12 protein-coding genes are annotated in these 20,661 nt (G+C 68.4%); all 12 read right to left on the bottom strand.

The annotated features are described in order from the left end of the window. Positions 1-93: 93 nt before the first annotated feature. The 12 genes from LRX76_RS01480 to LRX76_RS01425 all read right to left on the bottom strand — a co-directional run bounded on the left by LRX76_RS01480 (position 94) and on the right by LRX76_RS01425 (position 20,457). Positions 94-2,679, bottom strand: coding sequence for an EAL domain-containing protein (locus LRX76_RS01480; protein WP_231801035.1), 2,586 nt, complete (start codon positions 2,677-2,679; stop codon positions 94-96). Positions 2,680-2,705: 26 nt separating this feature from the next. Next, a complete protein-coding gene (locus LRX76_RS01475; protein ID WP_231801033.1) occupies positions 2,706-3,776 on the bottom strand; it encodes a chemotaxis response regulator protein-glutamate methylesterase in 1,071 nt (356 codons plus the stop codon). Then, positions 3,773-4,372, bottom strand: coding sequence for a chemoreceptor glutamine deamidase CheD (gene cheD / locus LRX76_RS01470; protein WP_231801032.1), 600 nt, complete (start codon positions 4,370-4,372; stop codon positions 3,773-3,775). The genes LRX76_RS01475 and cheD overlap by 4 nt, the downstream gene beginning before the upstream one ends. After that, entirely contained in the window at positions 4,369-5,223 is an 855-nt protein-coding gene (locus tag LRX76_RS01465; RefSeq protein WP_231801030.1) for a CheR family methyltransferase, read from the bottom strand. Before LRX76_RS01465 ends, cheD begins: the two co-directional genes overlap by 4 nt. A gap of 398 nt (positions 5,224-5,621) precedes the next feature. Further along, positions 5,622-7,769 (bottom strand): methyl-accepting chemotaxis protein, encoded by a 2,148-nt coding sequence (locus LRX76_RS01460; RefSeq protein ID WP_231801028.1) that lies wholly within the window; start codon positions 7,767-7,769, stop codon positions 5,622-5,624. 162 nt (positions 7,770-7,931) lie between these two features. Continuing rightward, entirely contained in the window at positions 7,932-10,304 is a 2,373-nt protein-coding gene (locus LRX76_RS01455; protein WP_231801026.1) for a methyl-accepting chemotaxis protein, read from the bottom strand. A gap of 84 nt (positions 10,305-10,388) precedes the next feature. Beyond that, positions 10,389-10,697 (bottom strand): hypothetical protein, encoded by a 309-nt coding sequence (locus tag LRX76_RS01450; protein ID WP_231801772.1) that lies wholly within the window; start codon positions 10,695-10,697, stop codon positions 10,389-10,391. A 225-nt stretch (positions 10,698-10,922) separates the two neighbouring features. After that, positions 10,923-11,414 carry a chemotaxis protein CheW gene (locus LRX76_RS01445; RefSeq protein ID WP_231801025.1) on the bottom strand — a complete coding sequence of 164 codons (492 nt, stop codon included), beginning with the start codon at positions 11,412-11,414 and terminating at the stop codon, positions 10,923-10,925. A 375-nt stretch (positions 11,415-11,789) separates the two neighbouring features. Further along, the gene (locus LRX76_RS01440) at positions 11,790-12,569 is read right to left on the bottom strand and encodes a flagellar brake protein (RefSeq protein WP_231801024.1); all 780 of its coding nucleotides are present in this window, start codon (positions 12,567-12,569) and stop codon (positions 11,790-11,792) included. Between the two features lie 187 nt (positions 12,570-12,756). Continuing rightward, positions 12,757-14,985: a methyl-accepting chemotaxis protein gene (locus LRX76_RS01435; protein WP_231801019.1), complete on the bottom strand. Its 2,229-nt coding sequence runs from the start codon at positions 14,983-14,985 to the stop codon at positions 12,757-12,759. A 468-nt stretch (positions 14,986-15,453) separates the two neighbouring features. Continuing rightward, positions 15,454-17,688 carry a methyl-accepting chemotaxis protein gene (locus tag LRX76_RS01430; protein WP_231801015.1) on the bottom strand — a complete coding sequence of 745 codons (2,235 nt, stop codon included), beginning with the start codon at positions 17,686-17,688 and terminating at the stop codon, positions 15,454-15,456. Between the two features lie 606 nt (positions 17,689-18,294). Beyond that, a complete protein-coding gene (locus LRX76_RS01425) occupies positions 18,295-20,457 on the bottom strand; it encodes a methyl-accepting chemotaxis protein (RefSeq protein ID WP_269450671.1) in 2,163 nt (720 codons plus the stop codon). Positions 20,458-20,661 lie beyond the last annotated feature (204 nt).

Raw genomic sequence — 20,661 nt, 5'->3', positions numbered from 1 at the left:
CTTCAGTCGCGATGGGGCTCTACCGGGAAAGCTTCATCGCGACTGAAGTCGCTCCTACGGGGGCCAGGCATTCGTCCACGATGGGGGACTGGGCTATCCCGACGTCGCCGGCGACCGTTGCTCCAGCCATGTTTCCAGGTCCTCGACCGGCAACGGCGGCGAGAACAGGAATCCCTGCAGTACCTCGCAGCCCTGCTCGGCCAGGAAGTCGGCCTGCGATTGGCTTTCCACGCCTTCGGCGATCACGTGCTTGCGCAGGTTTCGGCCCAGGTTGAGCACCGACACGGTGACGGTGCGGGCGACCTCGCTGCTGTCCAGGTCGCGCACGAAGCTCATGTCCAGCTTGAGTTCGTTGATCGAAAGCCGGTACAGGTTGCCGAGGCTGGAATAGCCGGTGCCGAAATCGTCCAGCGAGAAGCCGAATCCCGCCTTCTGCATGGCCTTGAGGTTCTCGAGCACGTGCGGGCGCGGGGACAGCATCACGCTCTCGGTGATTTCCAGCGTCAGGTCGGCCGGCGTCAGGCCGTGGCTGCGCAGCACCTGCTGCAGGTCCTGCAGCAGTCCCGGGTTCTCGAAGTTGCTGGCCGACAGGTTCACCGCGACATGCGGAACCGGGATTCCGCGCTCGCGCCAGTTGGCCAGTTGCCGGCAGGACTGGCGCAGCACCCACAGCGTGATCTCGTCGATCAGTCCGCTCTGCTCGGCCAGTGGAATGAAGCGCGCGGGCGATACCCATCCCAGCAGCGGGTGCTGCCAGCGCAGCAGCGCCTCCACGCCGTAGAGCCGGTGCGGCGCATCGCTATGGACCTGGGGCTGGTAGTGCAGGTGCAGCTGTTCCTGGCGAACGGCATCGCGCAGCGAGTTCTCCATGGCGATGCGCTCCTGCGCCATGCGGTTCATCTCGTCGCTGAAGAAGCTGAAGCAACCGCCGCCTTCCTCCTTGGCGCGGTGCATGGCCAGGTTGGCGTTGCGCAGCAGCGTCTCGATGTCGCGTCCGTTGTCCGGGAACATGGCGATGCCGACGCTGGCGCTGGGGCGCAGCGTCATCTGCCCGACCACCAGCGGGGCGGAAACGGCGCCGAGCAGGCGTTCGGCGACGTTGGCCGCGCGGCCGGCATCGCAGTGCGGCAACAGCAGCAGGAACTCGTCGCCGACCTGGCGGCCGACCAGGTCGGTGCCAGATACGCTGGCCGACAGGCGCTTGGCGGTGTCGCGCACCAGGCCGTCGCCGGCGGCATGGCCCTGGGTCTCGTTGATGCGCTTGAGCCGGTCCAGGTCCATGAACATGACCGCCAGCGGCACGCTGGCGCCTTCGGCGTGCACCAGCGCCTGCTCGGCGCGGGCGCTGAACATCAGGCGGTTGGGCAGCTCCGTCAGTCCGTCGTAGAAGGCCAGCCGGTGCAGGCGTTCGCGGGTCTGCTCGCGTTCCAGTGCCAGCGCGCACACGTACCGGCACAGTTCGGCGAGGCGGATGTGCCAGTCGTCGGGCGCGCGGGGCTCGCGGTAGTACAGCGCGAAGGTGCCCAGCACCCGGCCGGAACTGGACTTGATCGGGGTGGACCAGCAGGCGCGCAGGCCGAATTCGAGCATCAGCGGGCGACACCGCTCGAACAGCGGGTCACTGGCGATGTCGGTGACCATGACCGGGCTGCCGCGCCAGGCAGCGGTGCCGCAGGCGCCGTGGCAGGGGCCGATCGGAATGCCGCCAAGCCTTTCGGAGAAGGTGGCCGGCAGGCCGGGAGCGGCGAGCGGATGCAGCACGCCCTGCGCGTCCAGCGACAGCACCGAGGCGACCGCAGACGGCACGATGCGCTCCACTTCGCGGCAGATCAGCTCCATGATCTCCTGCAGCGGCTTCTCGCGGACGATGGCTTCCAGGGCGCGATGGTGCAGGACCTCGTGCATCTTGCTCTGGGTGATGTCGGTCAGCACCCCCACGGTGTGGGTGATCTGGCCGTCCTCGTCCAGGATGCGATTGGAGATCACCGACGCCCACAGCGGCTCGCCGTTCTTGTGGTACAGCAGCATGTCGCCGCTGAAGGGCTGCAGCTGCTGTCCGAGGCGGCGCACGCGCGCCACGGTTTCCGGGTCGGTGTAGCGGCCGGGCAGCAGGTCGCTCGGCCTGCTGCCGCTGGCTTCCTCGGCCGAGTAGCCGAACATCCGCCGGAAGCCCTCGTTGGCATGGACGATCCGGCCGTCGCGGTCGCAGATGACGATGGCGTTGTTGCTGTAGTTGAGCGCCTGCGACAGCAGCCGCGCGTGGGCTTCCTGCTGCCGCTGTCCGCCGATGTCGCGGACCAGGCACAGGTGCAGCCGGTCCGCCCCGTGCACGACTTCGGAGGTGGTCAGCGAGATCGCCGGGGGCTGGCTGCCATCGGGCATGGCCGGTTCCAGCTCGATCGGGCCGTGGTCCGGGGCCTGGGTGCCGCCGAGCACGCGCTCGCAGGCCGCTGGCGGCAGCAGCGCCTGCAGCGGCTGCCCGACGACCTGCTCGCGTGGGCGCTTCCAGATGGCGGCCGCGGCCTGGTTGAACAGCGCCACCCGGCCCGTCGCGTCCACCAGCAGTACGCCATCCGGCGCCTGCTCCAGGCTTTGCAGAAGCAGGCTGGCGGCCTGCTCGGCATGGCCGGCGGGAAGCGGGGCGGGACTTTTCTGGGGTGGCGTGGAAGTGTCGACCATTCGCAGCTCTCCGCTTCGCCCGCCGGCTAGGGGCCGCTGCCGGCCAACGTCACCAGGCGCGAAGCGATCCTGTCCAGCGGCACCGTTTCCTTTGCCGCGCCGAGGCGGAAAGCCGCGCCCGGCATCCCCCAGACTACGCTCGTGGCCTCGTCCTGCACCAGGGTGGGCGCACCGGCCTGTTGCATTTCCAGCAGGCCGCGCGCGCCGTCGTCGCCCATGCCGGTCAGGATCGCGCCGATGGCGTTGGCGCCGGCCGCGCGGGCCACGGAGCGGAACAGCACGTCCACCGCCGGCTTGTGCCGGTTGACCGCCGGGCCGTCGTCGATGTGGCAGCGCCAGCGGGCGCCGTCGCGCACCACCTGCAGGTGCTTGCCGCCGGGAGGCAGGTAGGCGTGGCCGGGCAGGATGGCATCGCCCTGGGCCGCCTCGCGCACCGACATCGCCGAATGCCGGTCCAGCCGTTCGGCGAAGGCGGTGCTGAAGCTGCCGGGCAGGTGCTGGGTCATGACCACGGCCGGGGCATCGGCCGGCATGCCCTCCAGCACCACCCGCAGGGCTTCGGTGCCGCCGGCCGAGGCGCCGATGGCGATCAGGCGGTCGGTGGTGCGGAAGCCGATCGGCCGCGCCGGCACGACCGCGGCGGGCGCCGGCCGGCCTGCGCCGGGCGGGCGCACCGCCGCGCGTACCTGGGCACGCGCGGCGGCCTTGACCTTCTCGACGATCTCGGCGGCGTACTGTTCCAGCCCGCTGGCGACGGCGAGCCTGGGCTTGGCGATGAAGTCCACCGCGCCCAGCGCCAGGGCCTGCAGGGTGGTGTCGGCACCGCGCTCGGTGAGCGAGGAGATCATCACCACCGGGATCGGGTGCAGGCGCATGAGGTTGTCGAGGAAGGCCAGCCCGTCCATGCGCGGCATTTCCACGTCCAGGGTGATCACGTCCGGATCGAGCCGCTTGATCTTGTCGCGGGCCAGGAAGGGGTCGGCGGCGGTACCGACGACCTCGATGCCCGGGTCCTGCGAGAGGATCTCGGTCAGGATCTGCCGCACCACCGCGGAGTCGTCGACGATGAGCACGCGGCAGGGACCTGCGGCCATCATTCGAACAGCTCCACGCCGCCGGTGACCGGTGCCTTGGACAGGCGCGCACGCACGGCCGACTCGGCGGCGGCGAGCTCGGCCTCGTGGGCATGCGGCAGGCGCTGCACCACCACCCGTCCGGTCGCCGGGAAGAACCAGACCTTGCGCGGGTGGATGCCGCACAGGTCCTCGGCGATCACCGGGATGTGCTCGGCCTTCAGGTACTGGCGCACGAATTCGGCGTTGCGCGTGCCCACCGGGTTGCTGGTGAAGCCCTTGAGAACGTTGGCGCCGCCGAACACCTTGGCTTCCAGGCGGCGGCGGTTGGCGCCGCGCTTGAGCAGGTCGTTGATCAGCAGTTCCATGGCGTAGCTGCCGTAGCGCGCCGGGGCGCCGTCGCCGGCGTCGCCTTCCGGCAGCAGGAAGTGGTTCATGCCGCCGAGCTTGAGCAGCGGGTCGCGGATGCAGGCGGCCACGCACGAGCCCAGCGTGGTGGTCAGCGCGGTGTCGTCGTCCACCACCAGGTACTGGGTGGGCAGCAGCTTGGCGGCGATGGTCTGGAAGCGGCTGTCGCGGTAGCGCATGACGTCGTCCAGTGGCAGCGCGGTCCCGTTCATGCGCGTGCTCCGTTGTTGCGCCGGTACAGGGTGCGCCCGCACGGCTGGATCAGGTCGGCCGCGTGCAGGTAGTTCTCCGAGTGGCCGGTGTAGAGCATGCCGGCGTCGTCCAGGTGCGGGATCAGCCGGGCGAGGATCTCGCGCTGGGTAGGCTTGTCGAAGTAGATCATCACGTTGCGGCAGAACACCGCCAGGAACGGGCCGCCGACGTCGTAGCGCGGGGCCAGCAGGTTCAGCGCACGGAAGTCGATCAGCTCCCTGAGCGCGGGCAGCACCCGGCACATGCCCTCGTTGGCGCCGCTGCCGCGCTGGAAGTACTTCCTGCGGGTGGCCTCGTCCAGACCGGCGATGCGCTCCAGCGGGTAGACGCCGCGCGCGGCGGTCTGCAGCACCTGGGTATCGATGTCGGTGGCCAGGATCCGCACCGGCGGCTTGAGGCTGGCGAACGCCTCGCAGGCGCTGATCGCCATCGAGTACGGCTCCTCGCCGGTGGAGGCGGCGCACGACCACAGTTTCAGCGGTGCCGAGGCGGCATGGCGCTTCAGTTCTTCCTGCAGCCGCTGGAAGTGGTGCGGCTCGCGGAAGAAGGAGGTGAGGTTGGTGGTCAGGGCGTTGGTGAAGGCCTGCCATTCCTCGTCGCCGCTGTTTTCCAGCAGGTCGAGGTAGTCGCGGAACGAGCGCAGGCCGAGCGCGCGCAGGCGCCGCGAGAGCCGCCCGTAGACCATGTCGCGCTTGGCCGGGGCCAGCGCGATGCCCGCGCGCTGATGGATGAGTTCGCAGACGCGCCGGAAGTCGCGTTCGCCGAATTCGAACTCGCGTGATTCGGGACTGGAGACGGTCGAGGAGGTCAAGGCTGGTTTCCGGCGGATGTGTTCCCCGGCGTTATCGGCCGGTAGCCGATAAAGCTGAGCCGGTCGTCCGTATCGTTCAGCCCGGCGTCTGTTTCCTGGGGCCGCGTCCTTCCCGCAGCCGCCTCGATTCGAGAGAGGGCGCAGGCCTTTCCCTTCTCCCGCACGCGGGGGAAGGTGCCCCGAAGGGGCGGATGAGGGCGGGGGGAGAAAGCACGGGGCCGAACCCCTCGCATCGTTCAACCGCACGAAGCCTCGCCCATGGCCTCATCCGCCCATGGCATGCCGCTGCCGTGGCATGCCTCTCGCGCCGGCTTCGCCGTCCGCCTCGACATCCTGCCTCGCGGGGGCAGGCTCTTCTCCCGACGGGAGGAGGGACTGCTGGCGCTCCCGCCGCACCGTCAGGCCGCCTGCAGGACCGGCCGCTGCGCCGCTGGATGATCGTCCAGCGTGAAGAGCGAGACCGTTTCCTTCAGCTGCTCGGCCTGCTCGGCCATGGCACGGGCGGCGGCGGTGGCTTCCTCCACCAGCGCGGCGTTCTGCTGGGTGGTCTCGTCCATCTGGGTCACGGTCTGGTTGACCTGCTCGATACCGGCCGACTGCTCCTGCGAGGCCGCCGAGATCTCGGCCATGATGTCGGTGACTCGCTGCACCGAGGTGACGATCTCGCCCATGGTCTTGCCGGCCTCGTGCACCAGCGCCGAGCCGTCGGCGACCTTGCCGACCGAATCGTCGATCAGGCCCTTGATCTCCTTGGCCGCGTTGGCCGAGCGCTGGGCCAGGGTACGCACTTCCGAGGCGACGACGGCGAAGCCGCGGCCCTGCTCGCCGGCCCGCGCCGCTTCCACCGCGGCGTTGAGCGCGAGGATGTTGGTCTGGAAGGCGATGCCGTCGATGACGGAGATGATCTCGGCGATCTTCTTGGAGGAAGTCTCGATGGCGGACATGGTGGTGACCACCTGGCCGACCACCTCGCCGCCCTGCTGGGCGACACCGGCCGCGCCCTGGGCGAGCTGGTTGGCCTGGCGGGCGGACTCGGCGTTCTGGCGCACGGTGGAGGTGAGTTCCTCCATCGAGGCGGCGGTCTCCTCGAGGTTGGCGGCCTGCTGCTCGGTGCGGCGCGACAGGTCCTCGTTGCCGGCGGCGATCTCGGTGGCGGCGGTGTTGATGGCGCCGGAGGCCTGCTGGATGCGGCCGACGATGCCGGCGAGCTGGTCGGCGGTGGCGTTGGCATCGTCGCGCAGGCGGGCGAACACGCCCTGGAAGTCGCCGTGCATGCGCGCGGTGAGGTCGCCCTTGGCGATGGCGGCGAGCAGGGTGGAGAGCTTGCCCAGGTTGCTGTGGCTGACGTCCATCATCGAGTTCAGGTCGTTGACCATGAGCGCGAAGTCGTGGTCGAAGCGGGCGGCGTCGCCGCGCACGCTGAAGTCGCCGGCGGCCGCGGCCTGGGCCAGGCGCTTGATCTCGTTGTTGATGGACAGCAGGCTGGCCTTGGCGGCGTCCATGGACTGGTGCAGGACGGCGCGGCTGCCGGGCAGGCGCCGTGCGTCGCGGGACAGGTCGCCGACGGCGTACTCGTTGAGGATCTCGATGGCATCGACGATGGCATCCAGGTGCTCGAACATCATGGTGTTGATGCCTTGCGCCAGTTCGCCGTAGACGCCGGGGAAGTCCTCGGGGATGCGGTGGCTCATGTCCTCGCCGGCGTGCAGCCGGGACATGCGCGCGGTCTCCTCCGAGAACCGGCGCAGCATGTGCACCATCTCGTCGGTGGCCTCGAGCATCTGCCCGACCTCGTCGCGGCCATGCTGCGGGATGCGGACATCCAGTTCGCCGCGGGAAACGCCCTTGATCGCGGCAAGCGCACGTGCGACCGGCGCCAGCACCGAATTGCCGATGAGCCACCCCATTGCCAGGGTGAGCAGCACCAGCACGCTGCCGGCCGCGGTGATGATGCCGGTGAACACCAGCGCCTGCGCCTGGGTGTCGTCGAGGTAGACGCCGGTACCGATCACCCAGCCCCAGGGCGGGTAGGCGACCGCGTAGGACGTCTTCTGCACCGGACTCCCGCTGCCCGGCTTGGCCCATCGATAATCGACGAAGCCGCCGCCTTCGCCGGCGACTTTCACGAACTCGGGAAAGATGCGCTTGCCGTCCTCGCTGAGCACATCGGCGACCGGCTTGCCGACCAGGTCCTGCCGGGTAGGGTGCATCAGCATCCGCGGTTGCCGGTCGATCACGTAGAAGTAGTCGACGCCCTGCCTGGCCTGCATCGTGGCCAGTGCGTGCAGGGCCCGGCGCTTGGCGTCATCGGCGGTGATTTCGCCGCGCCCGGCTTGGGCGGCGTAGTCCTCGACCACGGCCAGCGCCATCTCGGTCTGGCTCTTGATGCCGTTCTGCCGCGTGTCGACGAGGTCGAGGAACTGCATGCGCGCGGCGATGACGGCCAGGACGATGATCCCGGCCGCGACGAACGCGGTCTGAATCAGGAACTTGCGCTTGAGCGGGATATCGGCAAGCGCGCGAGACAGGCGGGTAGGCAGGTTCATGGGGTGAACTCTTGCTTGGTTGATCCGATAGCGGCGCGGAACCGCCGGCGTTGAGCGGTGGCGGCTACGACTTTGGTCGTAGCGGCCGGCGCGGCCGCAAGAAAAAGGCCCCGATGCGGACATCGGGGCCTGGGAGCGCGGGCGGCACGGGAGCCGGGACGATCAGAACTCCTGCCAGTCCGCTTCGGCCAGGGCGGCCTCTGCCTTGGCGGTGGCGCGGGTGCTGCGCGCGGGCTTGCTTGCCGCGACGGTTTTCGGCGGCGCGGCCGCCGGCTTTTCCGCGGCCGCGGGGCGGGCGACCCTGGCCTGGTCGCCGGATTCGAGCCGGAAGATCGATACCGCGCTGGCCAGATGCCCTGCCTGTTCCTCCATGGCGCGTGCGGCGGCGGTGGCTTCCTCCACCAGCGCGGCGTTCTGCTGGGTGGTCTCGTCCATCTGCGTCACGGTCTGGTTGACCTGCTCGATACCGGCCGACTGCTCCTGCGAGGCCGCCGAGATCTCGGCCATGATGTCGGTGACCCGCTGCACCGAGGTGACGATCTCGCCCATGGTCTTGCCGGCCTCGTGCACCAGTGCCGAGCCGTCGGCGACCTTGCCGACCGAGTCATCGATCAGGCCCTTGATCTCCTTGGCCGCGTTGGCCGAGCGCTGGGCCAGGGTGCGCACTTCCGAGGCGACCACGGCGAAGCCGCGGCCCTGCTCGCCGGCCCGCGCCGCTTCCACCGCGGCGTTGAGCGCGAGGATGTTGGTCTGGAAGGCGATGCCGTCGATGACCGAGATGATCTCGGCGATCTTCTTCGATGAGGTCTCGATGGCGGACATGGTGGTGACCACCTGGCCGACCACCTCGCCGCCCTGCTGGGCGACCCCGGCCGCACCCTGGGCCAGCTGGTTGGCCTGGCGGGCGGACTCGGCGTTCTGGCGCACGGTGGAGGTGAGCTCTTCCATCGAGGCGGCGGTCTCCTCGAGATTGGCCGCCTGCTGCTCGGTACGGCGCGACAGGTCCTCGTTGCCGGCGGCGATCTCGCCGGCGGCGGAATTGATGGAGGTCGATGCCTGCTGGATGCGGCCGACGATGCCGGCGAGCTGGTCGGCGGTGGCGTTGGCGTCGTCGCGCATCTGCGCGAACACGCCCTGGAAGTCGCCTTCCATGCGCACCGTCAGGTCGCCGCGGGACAGGGCGCCGAGCAGGCGCGAGATCTGCTCGATGCTGGCGGCATTGGCGTCGAGCAGGCCATTGAGCTGGCGCGCCAGCTGCAGGAAGAAGCCGTCCTTGCCGTGCGGGTCGACGCGTCCGGACAGGTCGCCGGTGGCGGCGGCATGCACGATGCGGGCGATCTCGTTCTCCACGTTCACTTCCAGCGTGCGGTCGCGCCACTCGCAGACGTCGCCGACGAAGTTGCCGTCCTGGTCGCGGATCGTGGAGATGGTCTCGGCGAACACCGCCTCGCCGTAGCGCTCCTCGGTCGCCGACACGCCCTTGGCCTCCAGCTGCGCCAGCAGCGCGGCGACGCCTTCCTCGCTGAAGCCCAGGTAGGACACGGGCTGGCCGATCATGCCGCGCGGGTCGAACTGCGGCGAGCGGATGTGGATTTCCTGCAGGTACTGGTCCGCCAGGTTCTGGAAGGCGGGGTTGACGTAGACGATGTTGCGCTGGTCGTCGGTGACGAACATGCAGGTCGAGGAGTTGTCCAGCGCGGTGCGGATGCGCAGGTTCTCCTGCGCCACCTTCTGGTCGCGCTCGATGCGCTGGCGCAGGTCCTGCTGCATGCGCTTCATCGCCTGCAGCAGCTCGCCGATCTCATCCTCGCGATCGATCCTGATGGTGCCGTCCAGCTTGCCGCTGGCCACCTCGTTGGCGATCCCCACCGCGTAGCGCACCGCCTTGGCGATCTGGCGCGCGAACAGGAAGGCGATGCCCAGGCTGCCGAGGATGCCGATGGCCAGCATCAGCAGCACGGTCTTGCTGGAGCGCTCGTAGGTGACGTCGGCGTTCTGGTTGGCGGCCGTGGTCTGCTCGTCGGCCTGAGCGATCAGCCGGGTGATGTCGTCCGAGGCCGCGGTGTGCTGGTCGCGGCTGGTGCTCAGGTAGGTGTCGATGGCGTCGTCGAGCAGGCCCAGGTCGACCATCTCCTCGATTTCCTTGTAGCCCTTGTAGGCGGCGGCCCAGTGGGCGACGAACGCGTCGTAGTCCTTCTTTTCCTGCGGGGTGTCGATCAACGGCTTGTACTCGACCAGCGCGGCCTGGATCTGCTCCTGGACGTTCTCCGAGTAGGTCCTGGCCTCCTGCTTGGCGCTTTCGCTGGCGCGCAACAGGTTGCGGTACGACGAACTGCGGTACTCGCTGATGAGGGCTCGCAACTCGTTGGACAGCTTGACGTTGTTGAGCGTGTCGGTGGCCAGCGTGTTGGTCACCGAGTTGAGCGAGTGCAGCCCGTAGTAGGCGATGCCTCCCTGCACGGCCATCACCACCAGCACGATGCTGAAGGCCAGGATGAGCTTGGGGGCGAGTTTCAGGCGGTTGATCCATTTCATGGACTTGTTACTCCGTGGATGGCTTTGTTCCGTGCCGGCAGGCCGCGGGTCGGACAGGACGCCGCGGTAGGGGGTGAAGCCGGATTACTTCTTGATCGTCGCCAGCTTGAGGCTCGCAGGAGAGCTGACCTCGATCTCGGCACGGGAGGCATCGCGCTGGATCCTGCCGAGCACGCAGACGTCCTTGCCTTCCAGCGTTTCCGGTGCGAAGCCGAACTTGCCGCGGTCGCTGCCGGCGATGCGCGCCGAGAAGGTGTGGCGGGGGAACGCGCCGCCCATGTACAGGAACGTGGGTTCGCCCTCGCTGTTCTGCGCGTAGCGGGCCTTTTCCACCTTGCCGCAGACCATGCCGTCCTTGCCGACGAACTTGGTGGCCAGCTCGGCCGGGATCATTTCCTGCGACTGCGCGAAGACCGGGCAGGACAGGGCGGTCAGGACGAGCGTGAACAGCAGCGATGGCAGGTGCTTCATGGGGAGTCTCCGGAAATAGTCGATCGGCCCGGCCGCCGGTGCGACGGCCGGGTCCTGTCCCCTTGTATCGGCGATGTGAAGACCAACTTGACGAAGCTTTCCGCGAAGCCGTTCTCAGTTCCGCTCACGGCATGCGCGTGGCGCGGCTCAGGCGGCCTCTTCCACCGGCGTGACCTGGCCCAGGTCGGCGCTGTCGAGCAGGGTCTCGATGTCCAGCAGGATCAGCATGCGGTCGTCCTGGGTGCCGATGCCGGAGATGAAGCGGGTGTCCACCGCGGCGCCGAACTCGGGAGTGGGGCGGATCTGCTCGGCGTTCAGCGGGATCACGTCGGAAACGCCGTCCACCACGATCCCTACCACGCGGTCCTCGACGTTCAGCACGATCATCACGGTGAAGGCGTCGTAGCGCGCCTCCTTCAGCCGCAGCTTCAGCCGCAGGTCGATCACCGGCACGATGGTGCCGCGCAGGTTGATCACGCCCTTGATGTAGTCGGGGGCGTCCGGGACCCGGGTCACCGAGTCGTATCCGCGGATCTCCTGCACCTTGAGGATGTCCACGCCGTAGTGCTCTTCGCCCAGGGTGAAGCTCAGGAATTCGCCGCCCTGGTCGGCCGCGGCGGTGTTGTGGTTGTCGGTCATTGGAGGTCCCTGCGGATGGCTTGGAGGTCGGCGCCCGCACGGGGACGGGGTGCCGCTGCAAGCAGTAGCGGCCGGGAGCGGGCAAAGTTTAAGGCGGTGTCGCGACATGGGCCGCGTTCGCCGGCTGGCGGATGCGGCCGCAGTTCCGTCGCAGGGGGCGATGCGCGCGGTGTCCGGGGGGGCGCGAGGCATGGCACCGCGTCTGCCTGCATGCGTGGCCCGGGCAGTAGCGCACGCAGGATGACGGATGCCCCGGGTGCACCGCACCTGCCGGGCCTACAGGTTGCGTGCCGCCCGTGCGTGCGGCCGGGCGTGCAAGGGATCGGAGGCGGCGCCCGGCCTGCATCCAGGAGGGTTGCCGGCGAACGTGCGGCCTCAGAACAGCCCGCTCTTGCGCGCGTTGCGTTGCCGCTCGATGCGGAAGATGTAGCGCAGGATCGCCTCGTCGGCGCCCCGCGGCAGGTGCTCGAAGCGCATGCCCACCCGGCGCGTCTCCTGACCGTTGGCGAGTGTCTGGCCGAACTGGTTGCACACCGTCAGCGCCAGGACGATCGGGGGATGATCGGGCAGGTTGAGGACGCAGTCGGCATAGGTGCCGTGCGTGGCGAGGGTGGGGCCGTCGCAGGGCAGCGCCACCGCCAGGCCGCCACCGCTCATGTCCAGCACCCGCAGGGTGAGCTCGCGGACTTCGCCGCCGATGTCCTGCAGCCGGAACCGGCATGTAGGCGGGTGCGCCACCGGCGTTTCCAGGCGGTAGAACTCGCGCCGTTGCAGGTGATGGACGCTTTCGGGCAGGGGGACGCGAAACGCGGGATGGCCATCGCGCGTGTGCAGTTCCTGGCCGGCGACGTGGAAGCGCACCTTCACCTTGTGCAGCTGGGCGAAGCAGAGCAGGTGCTCGGCCAGTTCCGCGGTCAGGTTCACCGCCCGGCTCGGGCTGGCGTCCAGCCACAGGAAATCGTCGTCGTCCACTTCCAGCAGCACGCTGGGGAAGGCCTGGTCGCGTCCGCTGATATGGGCACTGACCAGCGAGCGCTGCTCGATCATGGCCGACAGCAGGCTACGGATCTGCAGCGGGTTGCGCAACAGGAACCGCTCGTCGCTGGCGTCCTTCTGCGACTGATCGGCGGGTGTTTGCACGAAGCCTTCGGACATGGGGCGGACTTGATCGGGACGGCTTGGGCCGCATCGGCGATGCGGCCCTGTCCCTTGATATCGGCCGGGTTCGGCAATCTTGAGAATCCGATGCCCAAACCGGTCCGGAGCCCTGCGTGCGGCACCGACGATGGGCCACGGCAACGGGCAGGCCCTCGCTCCGGACGGAGAAGGGCCTGCCCCTGGATCAGAACTCCTGCCAGTCGGTCTCCGTGGCCACGGCCAGCGCCGCCGGGCGGGGGCGCTGGGCGGTGGCCGGGCGTTGCGGGGCCGGCGTGGCGGCACGCGTCCTTGCCGTATCCTGCGATGGCACCCGTTCCGGCTGGCGGCCGATGCGGAAGATGGCGACGGCCTCGTTAAGCTGCTCGGCCTGCTCGGCCATGGCGCGGGCGGCGGCGGTGGCTTCCTCCACCAGCGCGGCGTTCTGCTGGGTGGTCTCGTCCATCTGGGTGACGGTCTGGTTGACCTGCTCGATACCGGCCGACTGCTCCTGCGAGGCCGCCGAGATCTCGGCCATGATGTCGGTGACTCGCTGCACCGAGGTGACGATCTCGCCCATGGTCTTGCCGGCCTCGTGCACCAGCGCCGAGCCGTCGGTGACCTTGCCGACCGAGTCGTCGATCAGGCCCTTGATCTCCTTGGCCGCGTTGGCCGAGCGCTGGGCCAGGGTGCGCACTTCCGAGGCAACCACGGCGAAGCCGCGGCCCTGCTCGCCGGCGCGGGCCGCTTCCACCGCGGCGTTGAGCGCGAGGATATTGGTCTGGAAGGCGATGCCGTCGATGACGGAGATGATCTCGGCGATCTTCTTGGAGGAAGTCTCGATCGCGGACATGGTGGTGACCACCTGGCCGACCACCTCGCCGCCCTGCTGGGCGACCCCGGCCGCGCCCTGGGCCAGCTGGTTGGCCTGGCGGGCGGACTCGGCGTTCTGGCGCACGGTGGAGGTGAGTTCCTCCATCGAGGCGGCGGTCTCCTCGAGGTTGGCCGCCTGCTGCTCGGTGCGGCGCGACAGGTCCTCGTTGCCGGCGGCGATCTCGGTGGCGGCGGTGTTGATGGCGCCGGAAGCCTGCTGGATGCGGCCGACGATGCCGGCGAGCTGGTCGGCGGTGGCGTTGGCATCGTCGCGCAGGCGGGCGAACACGCCCTGGAAGTCGCCGTGCATGCGCGCGGTGAGGTCGCCCTTGGCGATGGCGGCGAGCAGGGTGGAGAGCTTGCCGAGGTTGCTGTGGCTGACGTCCATCATCGAGTTCAGGTCGTTGACCATGAGCGCGAAGTCGTGGTCGAAGCGGCCGGCGTCGCCGCGCACGCTGAAGTCGCCGGCGGCGGCGGCCTGGGCCAGGCGCTTGATCTCGTTGTTGATGGACAGCAGGCTGGCCTTGGCGGCGTCCATGGACTGGTGCAGGACGGCGCGGGTGCCGGGCAGGCGCCGCGCGTCGCGGGAGAGATCGCCGACGGCGTACTCGTTGAGGACCTCGATGGCATCGACGATGGCATCCAGGTGCTCGAACATCATGGTGTTGATGCCTTGCGCCAGTTCGCCGTAGACGCCGGGGAAGTCCTCGGGGATGCGGTGGCTCATGTCCTCGCCGGCGTGCAGCTCGATCATCCTGACCGTCTCGCTCGAGAACCGGCGCAGCTGCTGCTGCATGCGGCCCATGGCCATCAGCAGGCGCCCGGTCTCGTCGCGGGCCTGCGTGCTGACGTCGTTGTCCAGATTGCCGTTGGCGATGGCTTCGGCCACGCGGGTGGCCTGGGCGAGCGGGCGGCTGAGGCTGCGGGTGATCAGCCAGGCCAGCAGGCCGCTGACCAGCAGCACCGCCAGTCCGCCGGAGACCAGCATCGTGCGGCCCATGTTTACCGAGGTACTGGCTTCCGCATAGGCGCTTTCGCTGGCCTGGATCTGGTGCGCCACGTACTCGCGGATCGCCGCCTGCCAGTGCTGCGTGGCCGGGTCGGCCTCTCCCATCATCGCGGCCAGCGCTTCCTGCGGCCTGTCTTCGGCGTCCAGCGCCAGCACCTTGTCGTTGGCCTCGATCGACTTCCCGCGCAACTGGTCGATGCTGTCGCGCAGGCGCAGGGATTCCCCGGCGGCCGGGATCGCGTAGAGGCGTTCACGCACATCGGCATAGCGCTTGCGTTCGACCTCGATGTTCCTGAGGAAGCTGCGGCCTTGTTCCTGGGTCTTCGGCAGCAGGATGTTGCGCAGGTTGAGTGCGATCTGCAGGTTGGTGTCCAGCATCTCGTTGGAGTACCGGATCGAGGCCATGTTGTTGTTGACGATGGAGTCGAGCCGCTGCCTGGCCTGCGTCAGGGTGATCACGCCGGCGATCACGAGCAGGATGGACAGGAGGATGAGAACGGTGAAGGCCGCGGTCAGCCGCTTGCCCACGTTGTAGCGTTGAAGAAAGTTGGTCATGGATTCCTGCGTACGAAGGAAGGTGGGGGTGGACGTAAAGCGCTGTCGTGTCCGTTCTGGTGTTGAGCCTGCGACCTTCCAGGTACGCGCGATTGAACGCCGGTCGTGATGCGGGAAACCAATGCATCCGGCACCGAGGTGGTGTTTCCTTGCTGGGTGGCGATGACGCGTGCCGCCGAAGCGCGGGGGGTGTAACGGCAGTGGGCGGCCGGGTCTTGATGCGTGTCGCATGCCCCCAGCCAGCGGAGAGTTATGTTGATGATGAATGGGTGAAAGGATGTGTCCACCGCAGTGGCATGTCGCCTCGCGCATGCCCGCGGATGCGCAGGCATGCCGCCGTGACTGTGCAGGGGGAAAGCGCTGCGTTCGTGCAGCGTGCGCAGCCGGTGCCCCGGAACGAAAAAAGCCCCGATGCGGACATCGGGGCTCACGATCATGACGGCACGCTGGAATGGTGCCGGACGGCGGTCAGAACTCCTGCCAGTCGGCCTCCGTGGCCACCGCCAGCGCCGCCGGGCGGGGACGGACCGGTGCGGCCGGGCGCCGTGGCACCGTTGCGGCGACCGCGGGCGTCCTGGGTGTTTCCTGCAGCGGCACCCGTTCCGGCTGGCGGCCGATGCGGAAGATGGCGACAGCCTCGTTGAGCTGCTCGGCCTGCTCGGCCATGGCGCGTGCGGCGGCGGTGGCTTCCTCCACCAGCGCGGCGTTCTGCTGGGTGGTCTCGTCCATCTGCGTCACGGTCTGGTTGACCTGCTCGATGCCGGCCGACTGCTCCTGCGAGGCGGCCGAGATCTCGGCCATGATGTCGGTCACCCGCTGCACCGAGGTGACGATCTCGCCCATCGTGGCACCAGCCTTGTGCACCAGCGCCGAGCCGTCGGCGACCTTGCCGACCGAATCGTCGATCAGGCCCTTGATCTCCTTGGCCGCGTTGGCCGAGCGCTGGGCCAGGGTGCGCACTTCCGAGGCGACCACGGCGAAGCCGCGGCCCTGCTCGCCGGCGCGGGCCGCTTCCACCGCGGCGTTGAGCGCGAGGATATTGGTCTGGAAGGCGATGCCGTCGATGACGGAGATGATCTCGGCGATCTTCTTGGAGGAAGTCTCGATGGCGGACATGGTGGTGACCACCTGGCCGACCACCTCGCCGCCCTGCTGGGCGACCCCGGCTGCGCCCTGGGCCAGCTGGTTGGCCTGGCGGGCGGACTCGGCGTTCTGGCGCACGGTGGAAGTGAGTTCCTCCATCGAGGCGGCGGTCTCCTCGAGGTTGGCCGCCTGCTGCTCGGTGCGGCGCGACAGGTCCTCGTTGCCGGCGGCGATCTCGGTGGCGGCGGTGTTGATGGCGCCGGAAGCCTGCTGGATGCGGCCGACGATGCCGGCGAGCTGGTCGGCGGTGGCGTTGGCGTCGTCGCGCAAGCGAGCGAACACGCCCTGGAAGTCGCCGTGCATGCGCGCGGTGAGGTCGCCCTTGGCGATGGCGGCGAGCAGGGTGGAGAGCTTGCCGAGGTTGCTGTGGCTGACGTCCATCATCGAGTTCAGGTCGTTGACCATGAGCGCAAAGTCGTGGTCGAAGCGGGCGGCGTCGCCGCGCACGCTGAAGTCGCCGGCGGCGGCGGCCTGGGCCAGGCGCTTGATCTCGTTGTTGATGGACAGCAGGCTGGCCTTGGCGGCGTCCATGGACTGGTGCAGGACGGCGCGGGTGCCGGGCAGGCGCCGTGCGTCGCGGGACAGGTCGCCGACGGCGTACTCGTTGAGGATCTCGATGGCATCGACGATGGCATCGAGGTGCTCGAACATCATGGTGTTGATGCCCTGGGCCAGTTCGGCGTAGACGCCGGGGAAGTCCTCGGGCATGCGATGGCTCATGTCCTCGCCGGCGTGCAGCCGGGACATGCGCGCGGTCTCCTCCGAGAACCGGCGCAGCATGTGCACCATCTCGTCGGTGGCCGCCAGCATCTGCCCGATCTCGTCGCTGCCGGACTTCTCCACGCGCACGCTGAGATCGCCGTGCGACACCGCCTTGACCGCCTCCAGCGCCCTGGAGAGCGGCCGGGTGATGGAGCGGGCGATCAGCACGCCGAACACGATCGACAGAACCGTCATGATCAGCGTGCCGAGCAGCAGCACCAGGGTGGTGGCACGGAACGCGGCCGTGCTGGCGCTGACCGTCTTTTCCAGTGCGGCCGACTGCCGGGCATACATCTTGTCGATGACGGAGAACATCTCCAGGCGGATCTTGCCGGACTGGTCGCGGGAGAACTGCAGTGCCGGATCGTGGTCGGGCAGCGTGTACAGCTCGCGCAGCCTGGCATTGGCGTCGAAGTAGCGCTTGCCGGCATCGGCCAGGGTCGCGTACTCCGCCGCGAGCTGCGAGTCGCCGCCGACCAGGGTGCCGAGCGCCTTTTCCGTCTTGTCGTAGTTGGCGCGGATCTCGTCCATCCGCGCGATGAAGTAGGCATAGCGCTCGGGGTCCTCGAAGTTGACGAACTGGCCGACTTCGTAGATGCGGAATTCGGCGCCGAAGCCGCGCAGCTCCGACAGGCGGCTCAGCACCGGGACCACATCCTCGTTGATCGATGCGGTCTGCTGCTGCATCTGTTGCATGCGCGAATAACCGACGAGGCCGAGCGTGGCGGTGAGCACGGCGCTGATGCAGAAGGCGAAGATCAGTTTTCGCGCTATCGGCCAATTCTTGAATTGGATCATGACGTTAATCTCGGAAAGGAGGCGATGGGGATGCGGGCACTGGCCGTGCGTAGGCCAGTTGGAACAACACGGTGCCTGGTCCAGCGGTCCTGCCGGCTTCTCCATGGCGCGCGGCACCGATCGCTTTCGCATCGGCGCCGCATCCTGATTGGTGACGATCTGGCTGATGCGCCCGGTGTCGGCGGAGCGCTCCCGCGCAACGGCGGAGTTGCGGCAGGGACCACCGGACCAGGTTCGAGGGAGACGGGCGGGGGAGAGCTTTCATGGGCGGAATCCCGATATCCCTTGTCATGTAGGCATATCGGCAAAGCCGGCGCGAGATTGATGACGGCGTTCCTTGACAGGCGCGCCCGTTACTGAACAAGTCAGAGATCGTTCAAGTGCGGCTGTCGCCGGGTCGTGCGGCCGTGCCGGCGAGGGGAACGCCGGTCGCCACGATCGTGGCTTGCCGTTAGTCCGGCGGCGGACCAGGGAATGCGTCGATCGGGAGCTCCGCAAAGCGTACGGCCCGCCTGGGGCGGGCCGTGTCTTTCGCATGCCGGAGTTGTCCGCCCACGGCCTCGTCCAGCCGTGCCGGACCTTTGCAGCCGTGGGCAGGTGCCGGGGTCAGGCGGCGTGCAGCACCGGCAGATCTTCCGACGGGTGATCGTCCAGCGTGAAGATGGAGACCGTTTCCTTCAACTGCTCGGCCTGTTCGGCCATGGCGCGGGCGGCGGCGGTGGCTTCCTCCACCAGCGCGGCGTTCTGCTGGGTGGTCTCGTCCATCTGGGTCACGGTCTGGTTGACCTGCTCGATGCCGGCCGACTGTTCCTGCGAGGCCGCCGAGATCTCGGCCATGATGTCGGTCACCCGCTGCACGCTGGCCACGATCTCGCCCATGGTCGTGCCGGCCTCGTGCACCAGCGCCGAGCCATCGGCGACCTTGCCGACCGAGTCGTCGATCAGCGTCTTGATCTCCTTGGCGGCATTGGCCGAGCGCTGGGCCAGGGTACGCACCTCGGAGGCGACCACGGCGAAGCCGCGGCCCTGCTCGCCGGCGCGGGCGGCTTCCACGGCCGCATTCAAGGCGAGGATGTTGGTCTGGAAGGCGATGCCGTCGATGACCGAGATGATCTCGGCGATCTTCTTCGAGGAGGTCTCGATGGCCGACATGGTGGTAACCACCTGGCCGACCACCTCGCCGCCCTGCTGGGCGACCCCGGCCGCGCCCTGGGCCAGTTGGTTGGCCTGGCGGGCGGACTCGGCGTTCTGGCGCACGGTGGAGGTAAGTTCCTCCATCGAGGCGGCGGTTTCCTCGAGGTTGGCGGCCTGCTGCTCGGTACGGCGCGACAGGTCCTCGTTGCCGGCGGCGATCTCGCCGGCGGCGGTGTCGATGGCGACGGAGGCCTGCTGGATGCGGCCGACGATATCGGTGAGCTGCTCGGCGCTGGCGTTGGCGTGGTCGCGCATCTGGCCGAACACGCCCTGGAAGTCGCCGTGCATGCGCTGCGTCAGGTCGCCGGCGGCGACGGCCTGCAGCAGCGCGGTGAGCTGGCGCAGGTTGCCGTCGGCCACGTCCATCATGGTGTTCAGGCCATCGATCATGATGCGGAAGTCGTACTGGTACCGGTCGGCGGCACCGCGCTGGGACAGGTCGCCGACCGCGACCGCATCGGTCAGGCGCTTGATCTCGTCGTTGATCGACAGCAGGTTGCTCTTCACCTTGTCCATGGTCTCGGTGAGGATGGCCTTCTCGCCCTGGTAGCGCGGCATGTCCTCGGACAGGTCGCCGATGGCATAGCGGCTCATGATCCGCACCAGTTCCAGCTTGGTGTCCACGTGCGCGCCGATCAGGCCGTTGATCTGCTGCACCATCTTGCCGAAATCGCCGGGGAAGCAGGTCTCGTCCATGCGGTAGCTGATCGCGCCGGCTTCATGTTTCTCGGCCATCCCGTGCAGGCCGGTCAGCACGGTCTGCAGTTCCGTCTGCATCAGCCGCATGCTGGTGAGCAGCTGCCCGATCTCGTCGCGGCCGCCGTCGGGGATGCTGTTGTCCAATTCGCCGCGGGCAATGGCGTCGGCGGCTTTCGTCGCCTGCTGCAGCGGGCGCGAGATCGAGCGCGAGATCAACCAGCAGATCGCGGTGACGGAGAGCCATACGATCACGAACAGCAGGGCGAGGTAGGTGATCTGCCTCCAGAACGCCGCATAGATGTCGTCGAGGTAGAGCCCGGAACCGATGATCCAGTTCCAGGCCGGCGCGCCGGCGACCTGGGTGAGTTTGGGCACCGGCACCGTGGATCCGGGCCTGGGCCAACCCTGCTCCAGCGTACCGCCGCCGTGCTCGCGCACCATGCGGATGAACTGCTGGTTGGTCGCCGAGTCGGTGACGGTTCCGACCAGCGAGTCGTCGACTCCGTTCATCAGCCGGCGCATGTGGGTCTGGTCGACGGGCTCGCTGACCCAGAAGTAGTCGTCCTCGCCATGGCGCATGTCGTGCAGCACGGCCAGGGCGCTCTGCTGAGCCTGTTCCAGCGGCAACTTGCCGCTGGACGCCAGGTCGGCGTAGTGCTTGACCACGTTGTGGGCATTGTCCATCACGCGCTGCAGCGCCTCGCCCCTTTCGTGGAACAGGGAAACCCGGCTGGTGTAGGCCGCATAAGCGCAGATCGTGAACAGTCCGAGCACGAACACCGTGTTGAGCAGGTGCAGCTTGGTGGAAATGTTCCTGTCCGCCAGCCAGCGCGTGAGCGTGGATCGTCCCCGCGGCTTTTCGTTACCGATTTTCATGGCATTCGCTTCGTTATGGATTCGGGAGCCGTGTCATGAGGAAAGCCGCGGCATGGCGGTAGGGGGCTGGCTCCGCACGGTTCGGTTGGCCAGGCTCCATGCCCACCCTTACCTATCGGCTGTGCGCCCGATAGGTTTAAGGTGGCAAAACGACGCAGAGCGTCCCATCCATGGCCATGCCGGGCATGCCAGGCCGTTGTCGAT

Origin of the sequence: Stenotrophomonas sp. MMGLT7, from assembly GCF_021168555.1 — a bacterium.
GTDB lineage: Bacteria > Pseudomonadota > Gammaproteobacteria > Xanthomonadales > Xanthomonadaceae > MMGLT7.
Note: the sequence above shows the minus strand (reverse complement) of the source record. Positions and strands in the feature narration are given on the sequence as shown.

Bases quoted from the DNA above. Each gene is read 5' to 3' on its own strand.
- LRX76_RS01475 (WP_231801033.1), bottom strand. From the start codon at position 3,776: ATGATGGCCGCAGGTCCCTGCCGCGTGCTCATCGTCGACGACTCCGCG.
- LRX76_RS01480 (WP_231801035.1), bottom strand. From the start codon at position 2,679: ATGGTCGACACTTCCACGCCACCCCAGAAAAGTCCCGCCCCGCTTCCC.
- LRX76_RS01435 (WP_231801019.1), bottom strand. From the start codon at position 14,985: ATGACCAACTTTCTTCAACGCTACAACGTGGGCAAGCGGCTGACCGCG.
- LRX76_RS01445 (WP_231801025.1), bottom strand. From the start codon at position 11,414: ATGACCGACAACCACAACACCGCCGCGGCCGACCAGGGCGGCGAATTC.
- LRX76_RS01450 (WP_231801772.1), bottom strand. From the start codon at position 10,697: ATGATCCCGGCCGAGCTGGCCACCAAGTTCGTCGGCAAGGACGGCATG.
- LRX76_RS01430 (WP_231801015.1), bottom strand. From the start codon at position 17,688: ATGATCCAATTCAAGAATTGGCCGATAGCGCGAAAACTGATCTTCGCC.
- LRX76_RS01460 (WP_231801028.1), bottom strand. From the start codon at position 7,769: ATGAACCTGCCTACCCGCCTGTCTCGCGCGCTTGCCGATATCCCGCTC.
- LRX76_RS01425 (WP_269450671.1), bottom strand. From the start codon at position 20,457: ATGAAAATCGGTAACGAAAAGCCGCGGGGACGATCCACGCTCACGCGC.
- cheD (WP_231801032.1), bottom strand. From the start codon at position 4,372: ATGAACGGGACCGCGCTGCCACTGGACGACGTCATGCGCTACCGCGAC.
- LRX76_RS01455 (WP_231801026.1), bottom strand. From the start codon at position 10,304: ATGAAATGGATCAACCGCCTGAAACTCGCCCCCAAGCTCATCCTGGCC.
- LRX76_RS01440 (WP_231801024.1), bottom strand. From the start codon at position 12,569: ATGTCCGAAGGCTTCGTGCAAACACCCGCCGATCAGTCGCAGAAGGAC.